General features: G+C 72.7%; 19 protein-coding genes. 10 read left to right on the top strand and 9 right to left on the bottom strand.

All coding sequences use genetic code 11. From position 1 onward, the window contains the following. Positions 1 to 21 precede the first annotated feature (21 nt). Both ACWC0C_RS40430 and ACWC0C_RS40435 read right to left on the bottom strand, forming a co-directional pair. On the bottom strand, positions 22 to 417 hold the full coding sequence (locus ACWC0C_RS40430) for a luciferase domain-containing protein (RefSeq protein WP_449199691.1): 396 nt from the start codon (positions 415 to 417) through the stop codon (positions 22 to 24). A gap of 207 nt (positions 418 to 624) precedes the next feature. Further along, entirely contained in the window at positions 625 to 1,638 is a 1,014-nt protein-coding gene (locus ACWC0C_RS40435) for a sigma-70 family RNA polymerase sigma factor (protein WP_450869546.1), read from the bottom strand. 170 nt (positions 1,639 to 1,808) lie between these two features. On the opposite strand from ACWC0C_RS40435, the gene ACWC0C_RS40440 reads away from it, so the two are divergent. The 3 genes from ACWC0C_RS40440 to ACWC0C_RS40450 all read left to right on the top strand — a co-directional run bounded on the left by ACWC0C_RS40440 (position 1,809) and on the right by ACWC0C_RS40450 (position 5,424). Further along, positions 1,809 to 2,495, top strand: a complete 687-nt coding sequence (locus tag ACWC0C_RS40440) for an SDR family oxidoreductase (RefSeq protein WP_450869547.1) — start codon at positions 1,809 to 1,811, stop codon at positions 2,493 to 2,495. Positions 2,496 to 2,911: 416 nt separating this feature from the next. After that, entirely contained in the window at positions 2,912 to 4,090 is a 1,179-nt protein-coding gene (locus tag ACWC0C_RS40445) for an MFS transporter (RefSeq protein ID WP_450869549.1), read from the top strand. 599 nt (positions 4,091 to 4,689) lie between these two features. Beyond that, positions 4,690 to 5,424: a maleylpyruvate isomerase family mycothiol-dependent enzyme gene (locus tag ACWC0C_RS40450; protein WP_450869550.1), complete on the top strand. Its 735-nt coding sequence runs from the start codon at positions 4,690 to 4,692 to the stop codon at positions 5,422 to 5,424. 7 nt (positions 5,425 to 5,431) lie between these two features. Here ACWC0C_RS40450 and ACWC0C_RS40455 read toward each other — a convergent pair whose 3' ends face one another. Beyond that, entirely contained in the window at positions 5,432 to 5,830 is a 399-nt protein-coding gene (locus ACWC0C_RS40455) for a MarR family winged helix-turn-helix transcriptional regulator (protein WP_449199686.1), read from the bottom strand. Between the two features lie 85 nt (positions 5,831 to 5,915). Between ACWC0C_RS40455 and ACWC0C_RS40460 the strand changes: the two genes are divergently transcribed. Then, positions 5,916 to 7,403: an MFS transporter gene (locus ACWC0C_RS40460; RefSeq protein WP_450869552.1), complete on the top strand. Its 1,488-nt coding sequence runs from the start codon at positions 5,916 to 5,918 to the stop codon at positions 7,401 to 7,403. A 75-nt stretch (positions 7,404 to 7,478) separates the two neighbouring features. After that, on the top strand, positions 7,479 to 7,763 hold the full coding sequence (locus ACWC0C_RS40465; protein ID WP_450869553.1) for a DUF6332 family protein: 285 nt from the start codon (positions 7,479 to 7,481) through the stop codon (positions 7,761 to 7,763). Here ACWC0C_RS40465 and ACWC0C_RS40470 read toward each other — a convergent pair. The 3 genes from ACWC0C_RS40470 to ACWC0C_RS40480 form a co-directional block, all read right to left on the bottom strand. Beyond that, positions 7,724 to 8,389, bottom strand: coding sequence for a response regulator (locus ACWC0C_RS40470; RefSeq protein WP_450869555.1), 666 nt, complete (start codon positions 8,387 to 8,389; stop codon positions 7,724 to 7,726). The two genes, ACWC0C_RS40465 and ACWC0C_RS40470, sit on opposite strands and share 40 nt — an antisense overlap. Continuing rightward, positions 8,386 to 9,609, bottom strand: coding sequence for a sensor histidine kinase (locus ACWC0C_RS40475; RefSeq protein ID WP_450869557.1), 1,224 nt, complete (start codon positions 9,607 to 9,609; stop codon positions 8,386 to 8,388). The genes ACWC0C_RS40470 and ACWC0C_RS40475 overlap by 4 nt, the downstream gene beginning before the upstream one ends. Before the next feature lie 149 nt (positions 9,610 to 9,758). After that, on the bottom strand, positions 9,759 to 10,445 hold the full coding sequence (locus ACWC0C_RS40480; RefSeq protein ID WP_450869559.1) for a TetR/AcrR family transcriptional regulator: 687 nt from the start codon (positions 10,443 to 10,445) through the stop codon (positions 9,759 to 9,761). Between the two features lie 180 nt (positions 10,446 to 10,625). On the opposite strand from ACWC0C_RS40480, the gene ACWC0C_RS40485 reads away from it, so the two are divergent. After that, on the top strand, positions 10,626 to 11,042 hold the full coding sequence (locus tag ACWC0C_RS40485) for a nitroreductase family deazaflavin-dependent oxidoreductase (protein ID WP_449199680.1): 417 nt from the start codon (positions 10,626 to 10,628) through the stop codon (positions 11,040 to 11,042). 48 nt (positions 11,043 to 11,090) lie between these two features. On the opposite strand, the gene ACWC0C_RS40490 is transcribed toward ACWC0C_RS40485, so the two are convergent. Continuing rightward, positions 11,091 to 12,332 (bottom strand): geranylgeranyl reductase family protein, encoded by a 1,242-nt coding sequence (locus tag ACWC0C_RS40490; RefSeq protein ID WP_450869561.1) that lies wholly within the window; start codon positions 12,330 to 12,332, stop codon positions 11,091 to 11,093. 140 nt (positions 12,333 to 12,472) lie between these two features. Between ACWC0C_RS40490 and ACWC0C_RS40495 the strand changes: the two genes are divergently transcribed. Both ACWC0C_RS40495 and ACWC0C_RS40500 read left to right on the top strand, forming a co-directional pair. Then, complete coding sequence (locus tag ACWC0C_RS40495) at positions 12,473 to 13,828, top strand: M20/M25/M40 family metallo-hydrolase (protein WP_450869563.1); 1,356 nt, start codon at positions 12,473 to 12,475, stop codon at positions 13,826 to 13,828. 62 nt (positions 13,829 to 13,890) lie between these two features. Continuing rightward, entirely contained in the window at positions 13,891 to 14,595 is a 705-nt protein-coding gene (locus ACWC0C_RS40500; RefSeq protein ID WP_450869565.1) for an MBL fold metallo-hydrolase, read from the top strand. A gap of 84 nt (positions 14,596 to 14,679) precedes the next feature. Here ACWC0C_RS40500 and ACWC0C_RS40505 read toward each other — a convergent pair whose 3' ends face one another. Both ACWC0C_RS40505 and ACWC0C_RS40510 read right to left on the bottom strand, forming a co-directional pair. Continuing rightward, a complete protein-coding gene (locus tag ACWC0C_RS40505) occupies positions 14,680 to 15,723 on the bottom strand; it encodes an NUDIX hydrolase (RefSeq protein ID WP_449199676.1) in 1,044 nt (347 codons plus the stop codon). A 143-nt stretch (positions 15,724 to 15,866) separates the two neighbouring features. Continuing rightward, positions 15,867 to 16,073 (bottom strand): hypothetical protein, encoded by a 207-nt coding sequence (locus ACWC0C_RS40510; RefSeq protein ID WP_450869567.1) that lies wholly within the window; start codon positions 16,071 to 16,073, stop codon positions 15,867 to 15,869. Positions 16,074 to 16,615: 542 nt separating this feature from the next. Here ACWC0C_RS40510 and ACWC0C_RS40515 point away from each other — a divergent pair. Together ACWC0C_RS40515 and ACWC0C_RS40520 are read left to right on the top strand one after the other, a co-directional pair. After that, positions 16,616 to 16,969 carry a hypothetical protein gene (locus ACWC0C_RS40515; protein ID WP_449199673.1) on the top strand — a complete coding sequence of 118 codons (354 nt, stop codon included), beginning with the start codon at positions 16,616 to 16,618 and terminating at the stop codon, positions 16,967 to 16,969. After that, a complete protein-coding gene (locus ACWC0C_RS40520; protein ID WP_450869568.1) occupies positions 16,966 to 17,736 on the top strand; it encodes a maleylpyruvate isomerase family mycothiol-dependent enzyme in 771 nt (256 codons plus the stop codon). Before ACWC0C_RS40515 ends, ACWC0C_RS40520 begins: the two co-directional genes overlap by 4 nt. The last annotated feature ends 198 nt before the right edge of the window (positions 17,737 to 17,934 follow it).

Here is a 17,934-nt window from a genome sequence, read left to right on the forward strand (position 1 = left end):
CGGGCCGGGCCGCGGGTCGGTTCAGATCCCGCCGAGGTCGGCCTTCACAAACCCCGCGCCGCGTTGGTCGTTGCAGCCCGCCGACGGCCGGTCGAGCGGGTCCGGCCAGCTCTGCTGGGCCTGGAGCGCCACGCTCACCAAGGTCAGCAGCAGGTCGACGTCACTGGCCGCGTCCAGGCGCAGGGTCACCCACTGGGAACCGGGCACGATCCTGATCGCACCGGAGTCCCTGAGGTCCTTGGCGAACCGCCGGATCGCCCGGTCGGTCAGCCGCAGATCGACATCGCGCTCCGAGTGGAAGTGGGCGATCTCGCCCTGTGCCGAACTGACCGCCTGTCCCAGGCCGCAGCTCGGGACCGCCTGCCTCAGATCGGGCCAGGTCGCCAGTTGCGCGAGCGCGCGCGAGGCCAACGTCATGGGCCCATCATGGACCGCTCACCCCTCGGCAACCAGCTCGTGAGCAAGCATTAACCGACCCGTATCCGGTCGTGGACCGGACGCGGACGCCGCCGAAGCGCACCGAATGAGGCATATGTCACCCCGAGTTGACGCGGCAGCTGCCCCGCATCAGCGCAAGTCCGCGCAGGTCAGGGCCACATCGCTCCATCCGTGGGCACGCGCGCCCTAGCCGCGGAGGATTCGTGGCAGCCCGAACCGCGCCAGGAGGCCGTTGTCGCCGAAGCGGGTGATGGCGGAGATCCGGTCGTCCCGCAGAGTGAGAACGACCAAGCCGTAGGCGTGTGCGTTCGGTCCGCCGGGCTCGCGCAGATAGCTGCCGAACGCGGGCCGGGCGTTCGCGCGCGTGGGTACGAGACGCAGCCCCTGGGCACCCCACCAGGGCAGGGCGCGGTAGAACCGGGCGATCGCCGCGGGCCCCTGGTACTCGAGGGGTTCCGGCGGCATGGTCAGCCAGGCGTCCTCGGTCAGCAGCGCGACGAGCCCGTCGACGTCGGAGTTCTCCATCGCGTCCACGAACCGTCCGGCGAGCGCGCGTTCCCGCGCCGAGCGCGGCAGCGGCGCCCGGTCGCGCTCCGGCGCGGGCAGCCGTCCGTCCAGCGCGGCACGCGCGCGCTGCAGGGCGCTGTTCACCGACACGCGGCTGCTGTCGAGGAGTTCGGCCACGTCGGCGGCGCGGAAGCCGAGCACATCGCGCAGCACCAGCACCGCGCGCTGCCGCGGCGGCAGCTGCTGGAGCCCGGCCGTGAACGACAGCGCCAGCGCCTCCCGCGTCTCGTATCGGGCCTCCGGCCCCGGCGCGGTGTCGGGCAGATCTGCCAGCAGGGCGTCCGGGTACGGCTCGTACCAGACCGCCTCGGAGCGACGGGTGGGCTCGGCCACGTCGACCGGCGGACGGACCGGCTCGCGCGGCTGCGGGCGGCGGCGCGCGTCGCGCAGTGCGTTCAGGCAGCGGTTGGTGGCGATGCGGTACAGCCAGGCGCGTACGGAGGCCCGTCCCTGGAATCCGTCCAGCCCGCGCCAGGCGGCCAGCAGGGTCTCCTGGACCATGTCCTCCGCGTCCTGCACGGAGCCGAGGATCCGGTAGCAGTACAGCTGGAGCTCGCGCCGGTGGGGCTCGACGAGCTCCCGGAACGCCTCACCGTCGCCCGCCCGGGCACGGTCCGGGATCGTCTCGATCACCACGACATCCTTCGCCTCGACTCTTCCGCTCCCCCTTCCGGTAACGACACCGTCCGGGCCGGAAAGTCATCGGTGACTTCCCCGGAGCGGCCGTGTCTCAACAAGCGACCGCAATTTCCCCGCGCGTACGCCCTTTCCCTGGGCGTACGCGCGCAGCAAGGAGGAATCTCGTGAACATCCACAAGGCTCTGGTCATCGGCGCCGCCGGGGGCGTCGGGCGCGCCACGGCCGACGCCCCCACCTCCGCCGGTGTCCGTGTCCTGGCGGCCGGACACGAGCGGGACGCCACGGATCCCGCGCAGGTCACGGCACTTCTCGATGAGGCCGATCCCGACCTGGTCGTGATCGCCGCGGGTGCGCGTCCGCGGATGGCGCCGATCGAGGAGCAGAGCTGGGAGTCGTTCTCGGCTCCGTGGCACGTCGACGTCAGGATCGCCTTCGAGGTCGGCCGCGCCGCCCTCGCCCGGCCGTTGCGGCCCGGTTCGACCGTGGTGATCCTGTCGAGCGGCGCCGCACTCGGCGGCTCCCCGCTCTCGGGGGGCTATGCGGGGGCCAAGCGGACGCAGATGTTCCTGGCCGGCTATCTCCAGCGCGCCGCCGACGCCCGCGCACTCGGCATCCGGTTCGTCGTCCTGGCCCCGGGCCAGTTGCTGACCGGCACCACGATCGGCGAGGCCGCGGCCGCCGCGTACGGCGCCGAGACCGGTCAGTCGGCGGACGCCTATCTGAAGGAGCGTTTCCCGGCGCCGCTGGACCCGGCCGGGGTGGCGAGGGCCGTCCTCGCGATCGCCTCCGGCGGGGAACATGCCGGGCAGACGGTGCTGAGCGTGACGGGCGAGGGGGTCCAGCCCGTCTGATCCGTGTGCCGGGGCGGTCGTGACGCCGGACGCCACACACGACGGCGGGCGTACGACGGCAGGGGCAGGCAGCCGCGGTTGGGCACGTGGGGCGGGCAGGACACGGAACACGTCCGGCGTCCCGCCCGCCCCACACAACGCCGACGCGCAACGCCGACGCACAACGCCGACGGGCACGCGCACGTGTAGGCGCACCAAGCGCACAACGCCGACAGGCACGTGGACGCGCGCCAAGCGCACAACGCCGACGCCGACGCGCACGCGCACGCGCACGCCCACGCGCCCAGCACTACCGCCCTCGCCCCCCACCGCGCCACCGCGCTGCTTCGCCCCCGGTATATCCCTTGCCCCTCCCCCGCGCCCCCACCTAGCCTGACTTTGTGCCGCTAATAAACAAACCCCGATCGCACAGCGTCGTGCCGGGTGCCAACCGCGACCTCACCCGCCTCCGCGCCGCCCTCACGGCCTTCTTCGCCCTGGACGGCTTCATCTTCGCGGGCTGGGTCGTCCGTATCCCGGCCATCAAGCAGCAGACCGATGCCTCCGCCGGCACCCTGGGCCTGGCACTGCTCGGTGTCTCCGCCGGTGCCGTCATCACCATGACCCTGATCGGACGGCTGTGCCGCCGCTACGGCAGCCACCCGGTCACCGTGGTCTGCGCCGTCCTGCTCTCCCTCAGCGTCAGCCTGCCTCCGCTGACCCACTCCACACCCGCCCTCGGCGCCGTACTCCTCGTCTTCGGAGCTGCCTACGGCGGCATCAATGTCGCTTTCAACAGCGCCGCCGTCGACCTGGTGACCGCGTTGCGGCGGCCGATCATGCCGACGTTCCACGCCGCGTTCAGCCTCGGCGGGATGATCGGCGCCGGCCTTGGCGGACTGGTCGCCGGTGCGCTCTCCCCCACGCGGCATCTGCTCGGCCTCACCCTGATCGGGCTGCTCGTCACGGCCGTCGCCGGACGCACCCTGCTCCGACAGGAACCACCCGCACCGGTGGACCGCACCTCCTCCTCGCCACCGGAGGCAGACGGGGCTGCGCCGCGCCGGACCGGCAGCCGCGGGCTGGTCCTGGTCTTCGGCCTGGTCGCGCTGTGTACCGCCTACGGCGAAGGCGCCATGGCCGACTGGGGTGCGCTCCACCTCCAGCAGGACCTGGCGGCGTCGTCCGGCGTGGCGGCGGCCGGGTACTCGTGTTTCGCGCTGGCCATGACCGTGGGGCGGGCGACCGGAACGACCCTCCTGGAGCGTCTCGGCCGCGCCCGCACGGTGATCGCCGGCGGCACTGTCGCGGCGGTAGGCATGCTGCTCGGCTCGCTCGCGCCCTCCGTGTGGGCCGCGCTGATCGGCTTCGCCGTCACCGGGCTCGGCCTCGCCAACCTCTTCCCGGTCGCCGTGGAGCGGGCGGGTGCGCTGACCGGTCCGTCCGGCGTGGCCGTCGCCTCGACACTGGGCTACGGCGGCATGCTCCTCGGACCGCCCACGATCGGGTTCATGGCCGACTGGTTCTCGCTGCCGACCGCCCTCACCAGCGTGGCGGCACTGGCCGCCGTCGCAGCGGTCATCGGGGTGTCCACGCGGCGGACGATGGGGGCCTGAACCGGCAGCCGAAAGCCGCCGGCCCCGGCCGCACCGAGAAGCGACGGTGCAGCCCGGCGACACACCGCGACGTGCCCAACCAGCACCTCACCGACGAGCACGCGGCCAACTCACCGCCGGAACACACCAGGCCGGCCACCCGGAAGGCCCGGCCGGCCACGCGCCGAGAACACCCGGCCGACTCGCACCGCACGCCGCCGGACAGCGCCACCCATCAAGCCCGCCAATCCCACCCAGCCCCGCACCGACACACCCAGGCGACTCCACACCCAGAAACACCAGACCAGCCACGACCGGAAACCCCAAACAGCCCCACCCTCAAAGCCCCCACAGCCACACACCCCCAGCACCCGCCCGACTCCTCACCACACACCCCCGACCAGCCCCACCACCAAGCCCACCCAGGCCCGCACCCGACACACCGAGGCGACCCCACATCCGGAAACACGAGACCAGCCCACCATCGGAAAACCCCCAACCAGCCCGCCCGTCCTGAAAGCCACCAAAATTGCCCGGCCGGCGACCTCCCCCAAGCCCGGTCGACCCCACTCCCAAAAATCCCGGCCGGTCAGCCCACCCCATCCGGCACACTCACACCCATGAACACTGCCGATCTTCTTCAGACCCTGGACCAGGAGGGCCGGTTGCTCGCGGCGGCGGCTGCTGCGGCGGGGACCGATGCCAAGGTGCCGACCTGCCCGGAGTGGCAGGTGCGCGACCTGCTGCGGCACACCGGAGCGGTGCACCGGTGGGCCGCTGGATTCGTCGCCGACGCCTGCGCGGAGCCCCGCCCCTTGGGCGACGCACCGGACCTGGACGGTGCCGAGCTGGTGGACTGGTACCGGGACAGTCACCGGCTGCTGGTCGACACCCTGGCCGCCGCGCCCGCCGACGTGGAGTGCTGGACCTTCCACCCCGCGCCCATTCCCTCACCGCTGGCCTTCTGGACACGTCGGCAGGCGCACGAGACGACCGTCCACCGGTACGACGCGGAGGCCGCCCGCGGCGGTACGGCGTCGCCCATCGCGCCGGACTTCGCGGTGGACGGCATCGACGAGCTGCTGCGTGGTGTCCACGCCCGTTCCAGGAGCCGCCTGCGCACACCGGAGCCGCGCGTGCTGAGGGTGCGCGCGGTGGACGCGGACGCGGTGTGGACCGTACGGCTCACGGCCGAGCCGCCGGTGACCGTGCCGCATGCGGCAGAGGAGGCGGATGCCGAACTGTCCGGCCCTGCCAACGAGTTGTACCTGGCCCTGTGGAATCGACGGCCCGTGCCCACCGTGACCGGTGACCGCTCGCTCGCCGACCTCTGGCGGGACAAGGGCGGGATCTGACGCCCCGTCAGTCGGCGTCGGACAGCATCCTGGCCAGCACCGCGCGCTGCACCGGCCGTACCTCGCCGTGCAGCGCGCGCCCTTGCGTCGTGAGCGCCACGCGCACCCCGCGCCGGTCCTCGGCGCACATGGCCCGCTCGACCAGGCCTTCCTTCTCCAGGCGGCCGATCAGCCGGGACAGCGCGCTCTGACTGAGATGGACCCGCTCGGAGATCTCCTGCACACGGTAGGCACAGCCGCCGTCCGTCGCCGTCCCTTCGGCCAGCAGGTCGAGAACCTCGAAGTCGCTGGCGCACAGGCCGTGTCCGTGCAGTGCCCGGTCCAGCTCGCACTGGGTGCGGGCATGCAGTGCGAGGATGCTCCGCCACTGCTCCACGAGCGCCTGCTCGGCCCTGTTCGACGCCATGGGCGCACCGTAGCAGAGAAGCAAGATTATTGCATCGGAATTAAATGCATTTGCATCCGATGCATGCGCATGTAGTGTCTTCGGCATGACCTCTCCGCTCACCCCCTCCGCGGCCCCGTCCCCGGCGCTCCGCTGGACCCCCCGGCTGTGGGGCACCCTGCTGGTGCTCTGCGCGGCGATGTTCCTTGACGCGCTGGACGTGTCGATGGTCGGCGTCGCGCTGCCGTCCATCGGCTCCGACCTCCATCTGTCCACGTCGACGCTGCAATGGATCGTCAGCGGCTACATCCTGGGCTACGGCGGACTGCTCCTCCTCGGCGGCCGCACCGCCGACCTGCTCGGCCGGCGCCAGGTGTTCCTCGTCGCCCTCGGCGTCTTCGCGCTCGCCTCGCTGCTCGGCGGGCTCGTGGACTCGGGTCCGCTGCTGATCGCCAGCCGTTTCATCAAAGGCCTGAGCGCGGCCTTCACGGCACCGGCCGGCCTGTCGATCATCACCACGACGTTCCCGGAGGGCCCGCTGCGCAACCGCGCCCTCTCCATCTACACCACCTGCGCCGCCACCGGCTTCTCCATGGGCCTGGTGCTCTCGGGCCTGCTCACCGAGGCCAGCTGGCGCTTCACCATGCTGCTGCCCGCGCCCATCGCCCTGCTCGCGCTGCTCGCCGGGCTGAGGCTGCTGCCGCGCAGCGCCCGTGAGGAGAACCACGACGGCTACGACATCCCCGGCGCCGTCCTCGGCACCGCCTCGATGCTGCTGCTGGTCTTCACCGTCGTCCAGGCCCCCGAGGCCGGCTGGGCCTCGGCCCGTACGCTGCTGTCCTTCCTCGCCGTCGCCGCACTGCTGACCGTCTTCGTCCTGGTGGAGCGGCGCTCGCCGAGCCCGCTGATCCGGCTGGGCGTGCTGCGCTCGGGCAGCCAGGTCCGCGCCCAGCTCGGCGCGATCGCCTTCTTCGGCTCGTATGTGGGCTTCCAGTTCCTGACGACGCTCTATATGCAGTCCCTGCTCGGCTGGTCCGCGCTGCACACGGCGCTCGCGTTCCTGCCGGCGGGCGCGCTGGTGGCGGTGTCGTCCACGAAGGTCGGCGCGATCGTCGACCGGTTCGGCACGCCACGCCTGATCGCGGCCGGCTTCGCCTTCATGGTGCTCGGCTACGCGCTGTTCCTGCGCGTGGACCTCGATCCGGTGTACGCGGCCGTGATCCTGCCGTCCATGCTGCTGATCGGCGCGGCCTGCGCGCTGGTCTTCCCCTCGCTCAACATCCAGGCCACCAACGGGGTCGAGGACCATGAGCAGGGTATGGTCTCCGGTCTGCTCAACACCTCGGTGCAGGTGGGCGGCGCGATCTTCCTGGCGGTGGTCACGGCCGTGGTGACCGCGAACGCCCCCGCGCACACCACCCCGCAGGCCGTCCTCGACAGCTACCGGCCCGGCTTCATGGTCGTCACGGGTATCGCGGCGGCCGGCCTGCTGATCACCCTCACCGGTCTGCGCGGCCGGCGTACGCAGCGGTCCGTCGTAGTCGCCAGGTCCACCGTGGAGGAGGCGGAAGCGGAGCGCGTGGCGGTCCGTTGACCAGGGGGAAGCCTCCGAACGCGCGCCCGGCGGGGCTGCTTGCCCCGCCGGGCGCGCTTTTGTGACGCTGGGCGTATGTACGCATACGGGGGACGCCGCACCAAAGCCCAACAGGACGCGGCGACAGTCGAGATCGGCTACGCGCTGGTGAGCGCCGCCTTCGCGGCGGCGGTGCTGTTCGGGGCCCTGGCCGGGCCCGCTTACCTCTTCGACCTGCCGCATCTGCTGTCCAAGGCCCTGCTGCGGCTCGGCATGGCGGTCGCACCGGTCGTCTTCGTGGCCCGGGTGGTGAGTGTGCTGGTGCGCTTCCGCCGGGCGGCTCAGCCCAGCCAGCCGGGCCGTACCAACCCCGACTCGTAGGCCAGTACGACGAGTTGGGCGCGGTCCCGCGCGCCCAGCTTCACCATCGTGCGGCTCACATGGGTCTTGGCCGTGAGGGGGCTGACCACCAGCCGGCGGGCGATCTCCTCGTTCGACAGGCCGATGCCGACCAGCGCCATCACCTCCCTCTCCCGCTCGGTGAGCCGGCCGAGGGCGTCCGCCGCCGCGGGTTCCTTGGAGCGGGCCGCGAACTCGGCGATGAGGCGGCGGGTGACGCCCGGCGACAGCAGCGCGTCGCCCTGGACCACCGCCCGTACGGCGCGCAGGAGTTCGTCCGGTTCGGTGTCCTTCACCAGGAAGCCGGAGGCCCCCGAGCGGATCGCCTCGAAGACGTACTCGTCCAGCTCGAAGGTGGTGAGCATGACCACCTTCACGTCCTTCAGCTCCGCGTCGCCGGTGATGTGCCGGGTGGCGGCGAGGCCGTCCAGCAGGGGCATGCGGATGTCCATCAGGACGACGTCCGGCCGTAGTTCGCGCACCAGGCGCAGCGCCTCCTCGCCGTCGGCCGCCTCCCCGGCCACCTCTATGTCCGGCTGCGCGTCGAGCAGCGCCCTGAAACCGGCCCGCACCAGCGACTGGTCATCGGCGAGCAGTACCCGGATCACTGGTCCTCCCTGATGTGCGACGGCAGTACGGCGAGCACCCTGAAGCCGCCGTCGGGGCGCGGGCCCGCCTCGATGGTGCCACCGAGCGCGGCGGCCCGCTCCCGCATCCCGGCCAGTCCGTTCCCGCTGCCCCCGGCGTCGGCACCGGTGGCCGGCCCGTCGTCGTCGATGCGCAGCCGCAGCGCGTCGCCGTCGTGGGCGAACCGCACGCGCGCATGCCGCGATCCGGAGTGCCGTACGACGTTGGTCAGGGCCTCCTGCACGATGCGGAAGGCGGCGAGGTCGGCGCCGGGCGGCAGCCGGGGCGGGTCGCCCTCGATCTCCACGGTCAGCCCGGCCGCGGCCGCCTGCGCCACCAGCTCGGGCAGCCGGTCCAGGCCGGGGGCGGGGGCGCGGGGCGCGGCGCCGGAGGTGCGCAGGGTGTCCAGGACCTGGCGCACCTCGCCGAGCGCCTCCTTGCTGGCGGCCTTGATGGTGGTGAGCGCGGCGCGCGCCTGCTCGGGGTCGCTGTCGAGCAGCGCGAGCCCCATGCCGGCCTGGACGTTGATGACGGAGATGCTGTGCGCGAGCACGTCGTGCAACTCGCGGGCGATCCGCAGCCGTTCCTCGTCCGCCCGTCTCTTCGCCGCCTGGGCGCGGTCCGCGCGCTCCCGCGCCCACTGCTCGCGCCGCACCCGGGCCAGTTCGGAGACCGCGGCGATGGCCAGCAACCAGCTGGCGACGACGATCTCCTGGCCGATGCTCGCCCTCCCGTCCCCCGCGGGTGGCAGCCAGCGGTAGAGCCAGAGCGTGACCAGGGCGTGCCCGGCCCACAGCAGGCCCAGCGCACTCCAGGCGGCGCGCCGGTGTCCGGCGACGACGGCACTGAAGCAGCCGACCGCGACCGCCAGGAAGACCGGGCCGTAGGGGTAGCCGGCGGCCAGGTAGACCAGGGTCGCGGCGGTCGCGGCGAAGACGGCGAGGACGGGGTGGCGGTGCCGCCACAACAGCACGAGCGAGCCCATGAGCAGCAGCACACGCGCGTAGGGGTCGAGGTGCTGGCGGTAGGGCTGATCGTGCGCGGCGAAGTTCGAGCCGATCAGCACGAAAGCGGTGAGCAGCGCGGTGGAGCGCCAGGGCAGGCGGCGGGCGCGGTGCGGCTCCGCTCCGTCTTCGTCCGGGGCGCCGCGCCACGGAGGCCCGTACCGCCACCAGTGCGAGGGGGCGCGCTGCTCTTCCATGACCGCCACGCTAGACGCCGGCGGCAGGGGAGGGCGTCAGCCGGGCGGGGTGATCACTCATACTTCCCGGGGAGTACGAGTGATCACCTCGCCCGGCACGGGCCCGCCGCCCGCCGCCCGCCGCCCCAACCGTCCCCGCCACCCTGCGCCTACCGCAGGCCCACTCCGTGCGCCAGCCCCGCCGCCGCGTGCCGGAAGAAGGTCTCCCGGTCCTCGACGACATTCTCGAACTGGCCGAACAGCTCGAAGCTCACCAGCCCGAACAGCTGGGCCCAGGCCACCACGAGGGCCGCGATCGCCTCCGGGGGCAGGTCAGGAGCGAAGTCGGCGGCCATGCGCTCGGCCTCGGGGCGCAGCCCGGCGGGCAGGGGGAGGTCGGAGAGCGCGGAGTGCTCGCGGGCGTCCCGGACGATGCCGATGAGGACCAGGCCGACGCGGGCGGCGGCCGGCACGGTGGTCTGCGGGGCGGCATATCCCGGCACGGGCGAGCCGTAGATCAGCGCGTACTCGTGGGGGTGGGCGAGCGCCCAGCCGCGCACCGCCTCGCACGCGGCCGTCCAGCGGGCCACGGGAGCGGCGTCGGCCGTGGTGTCCCGGGCCTGCTCCGCCGCCTCGCCGAGGGAGTTGTAGGCATCGGTGATCAGGGCGGTGAGCAGCTCGTCGCGGCTGGGGAAGTAGCGGTACAGGGCCGAGGAGACCATGCCCAGCTCGCGGGCGACGGCCCGCAGCGAGAGCTTGGCTGCGCCTTCCTCCGCAAGCTGTCTGCGGGCCGCTTCCTTGATGGCGGCGGTGACTTCGATCCTGGCCCGTGCACGGGCGCCCTGGGGGGTGCTCATGTCAGCAGTGTGCCACGAAGGAGAGCGGTGCACACAAAAGAGAGCACCGCTCTTGATTTCTCGCATCGACCTCCCCCACACTGGAGTCAGCCGAGAGCACCGCTCTCCCAAACCGTGGGGGTCACCATGTCGTCGTCTTCTTCTGCTTCTTCTGCGCCGTACTACCTCAAGGGCAGCCCGATGACCGTCCGTCTGAACAGCGTCATCGGCTGGCTCGCCCGGCACGGCCTCAGCCTCGCGGGCAGCGCCGAGATGTCCGTCCGGGGGCGCAAGAGCGGCCAGATGCAGCGCATCCCGGTCAACCCGCACACCTACGACGGCGGGCAGTACCTGGTCTCGGCGCGCGGCCACTCGCAGTGGGTGCGGAACATGCGGGTCGCGGGCGGCGGCGAACTGCGCATCGGCCGCAAGGTGCGCACCTTCACGGCGGTGGAGCTTCCCGACGCCGAGAAGCTCCCCGTCCTGCGGACCTACCTGGAGAAGTGGGGCTGGGAGGTCAACCAGTACTTCAACGGGGTGACCGCCAAGTCCTCCGACGAGGAGATCATCGCCTGCGCCGGCGACCACCCGGTCTTCCGGATCACCGTCACGAACTGAGCCGTCAGAACTGAGCCGACACGGACTGGGCCATCACGAACCGAGCCGTCACGAACCGACGGAGTCCTCCGCCGGGACGGCCTGCCCCCGGTCCAGCGCGGTCAGGGCGCGCTGAGCGATCGGGCGGGAGCGGACCATCTCCCCCAGCGAGGTCGACCCCCGTGTGATGTCACGGAACGCCTTCCACGCCGGACGGAAGCCGGTGATGGCCGCGTGGAAGAGGCCGGGACGCTTCTCGAACACGGTCAGCATCCGCTTGCCGACGCTCATCTCGACGCCGAGCCCGGCCTTGATCGCGAACGCGTAGTTCAGAGCCTGGCGCCGGGTGTCCACCGCGTCGTGCGCCTCGGCGATGCGGACCGCCCACTCCCCCGCGAGCCGGCCGGAGCGCAGCGCGAAGGAGATGCCCTCGCGGGTCCACGGCTCCAGCAGTCCGGCCGCGTCACCACAGACCAGCACCCGGCCCCGGGACAGGGGCGAGTCGTCGGCGCGGCAGCGGGTGAGGTGCCCGGAGGAGATGGCGGGCTCGAAGCCGGACAGACCCAGCCGGGCGATGAAGTCCTCCAAGTACCGCTTGGTGGCGGCGCCTTCACCGCGCGCGGAGATCACGCCGACCGTCAGCGTGTCGCCCTTCGGGAACACCCAGCCGTAACTGCCGGGCATCGGGCCCCAGTCGATGAGGACGCGCCCCTTCCAGTCCTCGGCGACCGACTCCGGGACCGGGATCTCCGCCTCCAGGCCGAGGTCCACCTGGTCCAGCTTCACCCCGACGTGGGCTCCTATCCGGCTGGCGCTGCCGTCGGCGCCGACGACCGCCCGGGCCAGCACCGTCTCGCCGCCCTGCAGGACGACGGCGACCGTACGCCGGTCGGGGACCGCCGAGCCGTGCTGCTCGACCCGCTGCACCATGACGCCCGTGCGCAGCTCGGCGCCCGCCTTCTGGGCGTGCTCGACCAGCTGCTGGTCGAACTCGGGACGGTTGATCAGACCGAACAGCATCTGCTTGGAGCGGCGGGTGCGGGTGAAGCGGCCGTTGTTCGAGAAGGTGACCGCGTACACCCGGTCGCGGAAGGGCAGCTCGAAGCCGGGCGGGAGCGCGTCGCGCGAGGGGCCGATGATGCCGCCGCCGCAGGTCTTGTAGCGGGGCAGCTCGGCCTTCTCCAGCAACAGCACGCGCCGTCCCGCGACCGCCGCCGCGTAGGCGGCCGAGGCCCCCGCGGGTCCCGCGCCGACCACGACGACGTCCCACACCCGCTGCACGTCGTCCGCCGAAGAGTTCTCGCCGCTCACGATGGTCTACCGCTCCGATCAAGCCGCTGCCGTAGGGTCCCTCGCATCCTACGGCGGCCGTCGTCGCAGGCCACTGTGGGAGTATCGGGGGACCCACCCTGTTCACAGTGTTCAACGTCGCACCCACGAGGAGCGTGCCCATGTCGTCGAATCCGGTCGCCGAGACCGTCGCCTCACTGCTGCCCCGGGCGAGGGCGGAGCTGACCGAACTGGTCGCCTTCAAGTCGGTGGCGGACTTCGCGCAGTTCCCGAAGAGCGAGAGCGAGGCCGCCGCGAACTGGATCGCCGACGCGCTGCGCGCCGAGGGTTTCACCGACGTGGCCCTGCTCGACACCCCGGACGGCACCCAGTCCGTGTACGGCTACCTGCCGGGCCCGGAGGGTGCGAAAACGGTTCTCCTCTACGCTCACTACGACGTGCAGCCGCCGCTGGACGAGGCCGGCTGGACCACGCCGCCGTTCGAGCTGACCGAGCGCGACGGCCGCTGGTACGGCCGCGGGGCCGCCGACTGCAAGGGCGGTGTGATCATGCACCTGCTCGCGCTGCGCGCCCTGAAGGCGAACGGCGGCGTCCCGGTGAACGTCAAGGTGATCGTCGAGGGCTCGGAGGAGCAGGGCACCGGCGGCCTGGAGCGGTACGCCGAGGAGCACCCGGAGCTGCTGGCGGCGGACACCATCGTGATCGGCGACGCGGGCAACTTCCGCGTCGGCCTGCCGACGGTGACCACCACGCTGCGCGGTATGACCCTGGTCCGGGTGCGGATCGACACCCTCGCGGGCAATCTGCACTCCGGCTCGTTCGGCGGAGCCGCCCCGGACGCGCTGGCCGCGCTGATCCGCGTGCTGGACTCGCTGCGGGCCGAGGACGGCACGACGACGGTCGACGGGCTGGACTCCACGGGGACGTGGGACGGCCTGGAGTACCCCGAGGAGCAGTTCCGCGCGGACGCCAGGGTGCTCGACGGGGTCGGGCTGATCGGTGACGGCACGGTCGCCGACCGCGTCTGGGCGCGCCCGGCCGTCACCGTCCTCGGCATCGACTGCCCGCCGGTCGTCGGCGCCACCCCGTCCGTGCAGGCGAGCGCCCGCGCGCTGCTCAGCCTGCGGGTGCCGCCGGGCGTGGACGCGGCGGAGGCGAGCAAGCTGCTGGAGGCCCACCTCACGGCGCGCACCCCGTGGGGCGCCCGGGTCACCACCGAGCAGATCGGCCAGGGCCAGGCCTTCCGCGCCGACGCCTCCAGCCCGGCCTACCAGGCGATGGCCGACGCGATGGCGGTGGCCTACCCGGGTGAGACCATGCAGTACGCCGGTGAGGGCGGCTCCATCCCGCTGTGCAACGCCCTCGCCGATCTGTACCCGCAGGCGGAGATCCTGCTCATCGGCCTGAACGAGCCGGAGGCGCAGATCCACGCGGTCAACGAGAGCGTCTCCCCGCAGGAGCTGGAGCAGCTGTCGGTCGCCGAGGCGCTCTTCCTGCGCAACTACGCGGCGAGCTGACCGGTTCTGCTCCCGGCAGAGCGCCCTCGCCCACGGGCGGGGGCGCCGCCTACGGTCGGCGCATGGATGTCATCGAACTGCTCCCCCGTCTCCACCTCCTGCGCTTCTCCATCGGCCAGGCCTATCTCTGGTGGGACGACGACGAGTTGACCCTGATCGACGCCGGCACGCCCGGCGCCGGCCGCGCGATCGCCGACGCGCTCACGGCGCTGGGGCGTACCCCCGGGGACGTACGGCGGATCGTGCTGACCCACTTCCACGAGGACCACGTGGGCGGGGCGGGCGAGTTCGCCGCGCTCAGCGGTGCCGAGGTACTGGCGCACCACCTGGACGCGCCGTTCGTGCGGGGTGAACTCCCCGGCCCGCCCCCGCGGTTCGAGGAGTGGGAGCTGCCGATCCACGCGGAGGCCGTGAAGCACCTGCCCGAGGGCACACCGGTGCCGCCCGCCGCGGTCACCACCGTGTCCGACGGCGATGAACTGGACTTCGGCGGCGGCGCCCGGGTGATCCACGTACCGGGACACACGGACGGCGGCATCGCCCTGTTCCTGCCCGCGGAGGGGGTGCTGTTCACCGGCGACACGGTGGCGGCCTCCCCGGTGGACGGCTCGGTGATGCCGGGGGTGTTCAACCTCGACCGGCCCCGACTCCTCGCCTCGATCAGGGGATTGGCGGAACTGGACGCGGACGTGGCGTGCTTCGGACACGGAGACGCCGTGGTGGGAGGCGCCGCCGGCGCGCTGCGCCAGATCGCCAACGCCCGCTGACCAGTGGGGCGTGACCGTTACCCGCCGCAGCACACCGCACGACCTCCCGCGCCGGCCGGACGGCCACCGGCTCGCGGCCGCGGGTCAGCCGACGGGTACCCCTGCCTCCAGATACAGCGCGGACCCTCGCTCACGGGCCCGCAGTGCCCAGCGCAGCCGCTCGTAGCGGACCGGCGGCAGCATGTCGGCGGCCTCCTGCTCGGTGGCGAAGCGCCAGCCGCGCAGTTCCGGGCCCGGGAGCAGGACGCGGGACGCCTCGCCGGGCTCCAGCCGGCCGCCGTCGAACAGCAGCCGCAGCCCGCCGAAGCCGGGCGGCACCGGCCGTTCCCAGTCCACGACGAGCAGCCGGGGCACCTCCCGCAGCCGTATCCCGGTCTCCTCGGCGACCTCGCGCATCCCGGCGCGGGCCGGTGCCTCGCCGCGCTCCACCACCCCGCCGGGGAACTCCCAGCCGGGCTTGTAGGTGGGGTCCACGAGCAGCACCCGGTCGTGTTCGTCGAAGAGCAGCACCCCGGCGGCGAGGGTCTCCGCGGTCGGCTCGGGGGTCTGCACGATGTCGCAGGGCGGTACGGCACCGCTGCCGACGGCGTCGGCGATACGGACGGCGGTGGCGTACGGGGTGAGGGCGCTGGTGTCCACGAGGTGGGCGTCGGCAGTGAGCCAGGAGGCGAGGGCCGCGCGGTAGGGCTCGATGTGGTCGTACGACCACTGCCGGACCCGCATCTCGCCGTCGGGGAGGTCGGGCGGGACCTCCCGCCCGGCTATCCGCTCGCGCAGGATCGTTTCAGCCGGAGCGAGGAGGAGATGGTGCACCGGGATCCTGCGGGCGGCGAGGCCACCGAAGATCTCGTCGCGGTACTCCTGGCGGAGCAGGGTCATGGGCACCACGAGGGTCCCGCCCAGCTCGGCGAGCATCCCCGCCGCCGTGTCGACCACGAGCCGGCGCCAGATCGGCAGGTCCTGGAAGTCGCCGACCTCGGCGAGGCGCTTGGCCGGCAGCAGCTGCGTGAGCGTCCCGCCGACGACCTCGGGGTCGAAGAGCGTGCTGTTCGGGATCAGTTCGATCAGTTCCCGTGCGGTGGTGGTCTTCCCCGCACCGAACGCGCCGTTGATCCAGACGACGGTCACGGGCTCCCCCTCTTCTGTTGGCCCCCTGAGGCTTGCCCGCTCCACCCTGCCACGGAAACCCCGCCCCGGTGAGGGTGCCCGAACGAGAGTGCCGGTGCCCCCTGCGGCGGGGACACCGGCACATATGCCGCAAGCCGTCGGGGCTACTGCGGCCCGCGGGTGTTGTCGTCGACGGCGAAGCTGTCCAGGGTGACCGGGTGGCCGCCGGCCGCGTCGAGCGTGTCCGTGACGTTGAGGCCGTCGAGCGTCATCCCGGTGGGGTTCTTGTCCGCCGCGTGGGAGGGGGTGACGGCGGCCACGACGAATCCGGTGGCCAGGCTGGCGATGGCGAGCATGCTGCGCTTCTTCATGCACTGACCAACTGCGGATCCGGCCAGGGGTCACGCGGAAACCGGCAAGCGGACCATCCCCGCACATCGTCACCGCGAGAGGGCGCACGGAGGCGCACGAGAAGTCCGGCGGTGACATCCACGTCGGGGCACAGGGCGACGCGGCCGTGGTGCGCGACGTCATGGCCGCGTCTTCGGCCCGGTCGGCACGCCCTGCGCCGAGGCCACCACGGGCTGCTGCGGGCTGCGGGTGTCCCGCGCCTTCGTCCCCGCGCACCCCGACCGCGTCACGTGCCTGCCGTGCCGCGAGCGCGCCCGCAACCGGCACCGACGGCTCGCCGCGGCCCTGCTCGACCGGATGGCCGGCCGGCCCGGACCGTCCGTCGACCGCGCCCGGCTGGAGCGGGCGGTCGCCCATCACCGGGACCCGGCACGGCGGTTCGCGGCGCCGACAGGATGCCGGCCGTACCGAAATCCGCTGGCCCGCCCCGCTGTGGCGCCGGTATCGTCCGGCATCCCGCCCCGCCCACTCCCCGGGCAGGCACGACCGGAAATGCGACATCATGACCAGCCCGCCGCCGACCACGACCCTCTGGCGCCCCACCGGCCCCAAGGAACTGGAGCTGGTCCGCGCACTCGACTGGCGGGCGTGGCCGCCCCGGCTCCCGGAGCAGCCGATCTTCTACCCCGTCCTCAACGAGGACTATGCGATCCGGATCGCCCGGGACTGGAACGTCAAGCACGACGGCGCCGGTTTCGTGACCCGTTTCGAGGTCGACACCGAGTTCCTCGGCCGCTATCCGGTACGGCAGGCCGGCGGCGAGACGATCCTGGAACTGTGGGTGCCGGCCGAGGAGTTGGACGAGTTCAACGCCCATATCGTCGGCCGTATCGAGGTCGTGCGGGAGTTCCGGTGAACGGGCTCACGGCCTTCGGCGCCGCGGACGATCGCATCGAGGACATCGTGCGCTCGGGCGACCTGCTCGCGCGGTCCGCCGCCGGGCTGTCCGACGCGGGTCTGGGTGCGCCGTCGGGGCTGCCCGGGTGGACGCGTGGGCATGTGGTCTCCCATGTCGCCCACAGCGTCGACGCCTACGTGTGGCTGCTGCGGCTCGCGCGCACCGGCCGTGAACCGGGCCCGCGTCCGGACGCGGCGGCGCTGTCGGCGGCTGTCGAACGGGACGCGGCGCTGTCCGCGGGCCGGCTCACCGCCCGGCTGCGGGAGAGCCTGGACCGCTTCACGGCACAGGCGCGTGCGATGCCCGCGCCCGCCTGGGACCGTCATGTCCCGGCGCTGGCCGGCTGGCTCCACCCGGCCTGGTACCTCCTGCTGCGCTGCCTGCGGGAGCTGGAGACCCACCACCTCGACCTGGGCCTCGGTCACGGCACCGAGCGGTGGACCGACGGTTACGTCTCCTGGGCCCTGGACGACACCCTCACCACACTGCGCGCCCAGGGCTTCCCGCTCGCCTCGGTGGAGGCCGTGGATCTCGGCCGGCACTGGTCGCTGGCGGCGGAGGGCCCCTCGGTGGCCGGGGCCGGGCACCTGGTGCTCGGCTGGCTCAGCGGACGGGTCCCGGCCGACGCGCTGACGACCGACCGCCCGGCACACCCCCTGCCACGTCCTCCCGCCTGGCCTCGCCCTCCCCTGCCCGGCTGGGGCCGGGTCGACGACGAGGCGTGAGCCCCGGAAGCCAACAGATCCGAACGACCGAAGAGCGGCGACAGGGCGAAGCTTCCCTGCCGTCAAGGCTTCTGACGGGGCATCGAACAGTTGGCCCGCACCTCTTCCAACACAGTCCGACACGTCCTACCGTAATCGCGCACAGCTGACACATACATGACGCCCAGGCGCCGCCCTGTCGTCGTCAGCCATCTCTCG

The organism is Streptomyces sp. NPDC001709, from assembly GCF_053596375.1.

Excerpts from the sequence above, each read along its gene's own strand:
- ACWC0C_RS40430 (WP_449199691.1), bottom strand. The coding sequence starts at position 417 with ATGACGTTGGCCTCGCGCGCGCTCGCGCAACTGGCGACCTGGCCCGAT.
- ACWC0C_RS40450 (WP_450869550.1), top strand. The coding sequence starts at position 4,690 with ATGAACACTGCCGATCTTCTTCAGACCCTGGACCAGGAGGGCCGGTTG.
- ACWC0C_RS40455 (WP_449199686.1), bottom strand. The coding sequence starts at position 5,830 with ATGGCGTCGAACAGGGCCGAGCAGGCGCTCGTGGAGCAGTGGCGGAGC.
- ACWC0C_RS40460 (WP_450869552.1), top strand. The coding sequence starts at position 5,916 with ATGACCTCTCCGCTCACCCCCTCCGCGGCCCCGTCCCCGGCGCTCCGC.
- ACWC0C_RS40465 (WP_450869553.1), top strand. The coding sequence starts at position 7,479 with ATGTACGCATACGGGGGACGCCGCACCAAAGCCCAACAGGACGCGGCG.
- ACWC0C_RS40475 (WP_450869557.1), bottom strand. The coding sequence starts at position 9,609 with ATGGAAGAGCAGCGCGCCCCCTCGCACTGGTGGCGGTACGGGCCTCCG.
- ACWC0C_RS40480 (WP_450869559.1), bottom strand. The coding sequence starts at position 10,445 with ATGAGCACCCCCCAGGGCGCCCGTGCACGGGCCAGGATCGAAGTCACC.
- ACWC0C_RS40485 (WP_449199680.1), top strand. The coding sequence starts at position 10,626 with ATGACCGTCCGTCTGAACAGCGTCATCGGCTGGCTCGCCCGGCACGGC.
- ACWC0C_RS40495 (WP_450869563.1), top strand. The coding sequence starts at position 12,473 with ATGTCGTCGAATCCGGTCGCCGAGACCGTCGCCTCACTGCTGCCCCGG.
- ACWC0C_RS40500 (WP_450869565.1), top strand. The coding sequence starts at position 13,891 with ATGGATGTCATCGAACTGCTCCCCCGTCTCCACCTCCTGCGCTTCTCC.
- ACWC0C_RS40510 (WP_450869567.1), bottom strand. The coding sequence starts at position 16,073 with ATGAAGAAGCGCAGCATGCTCGCCATCGCCAGCCTGGCCACCGGATTC.
- ACWC0C_RS40515 (WP_449199673.1), top strand. The coding sequence starts at position 16,616 with ATGACCAGCCCGCCGCCGACCACGACCCTCTGGCGCCCCACCGGCCCC.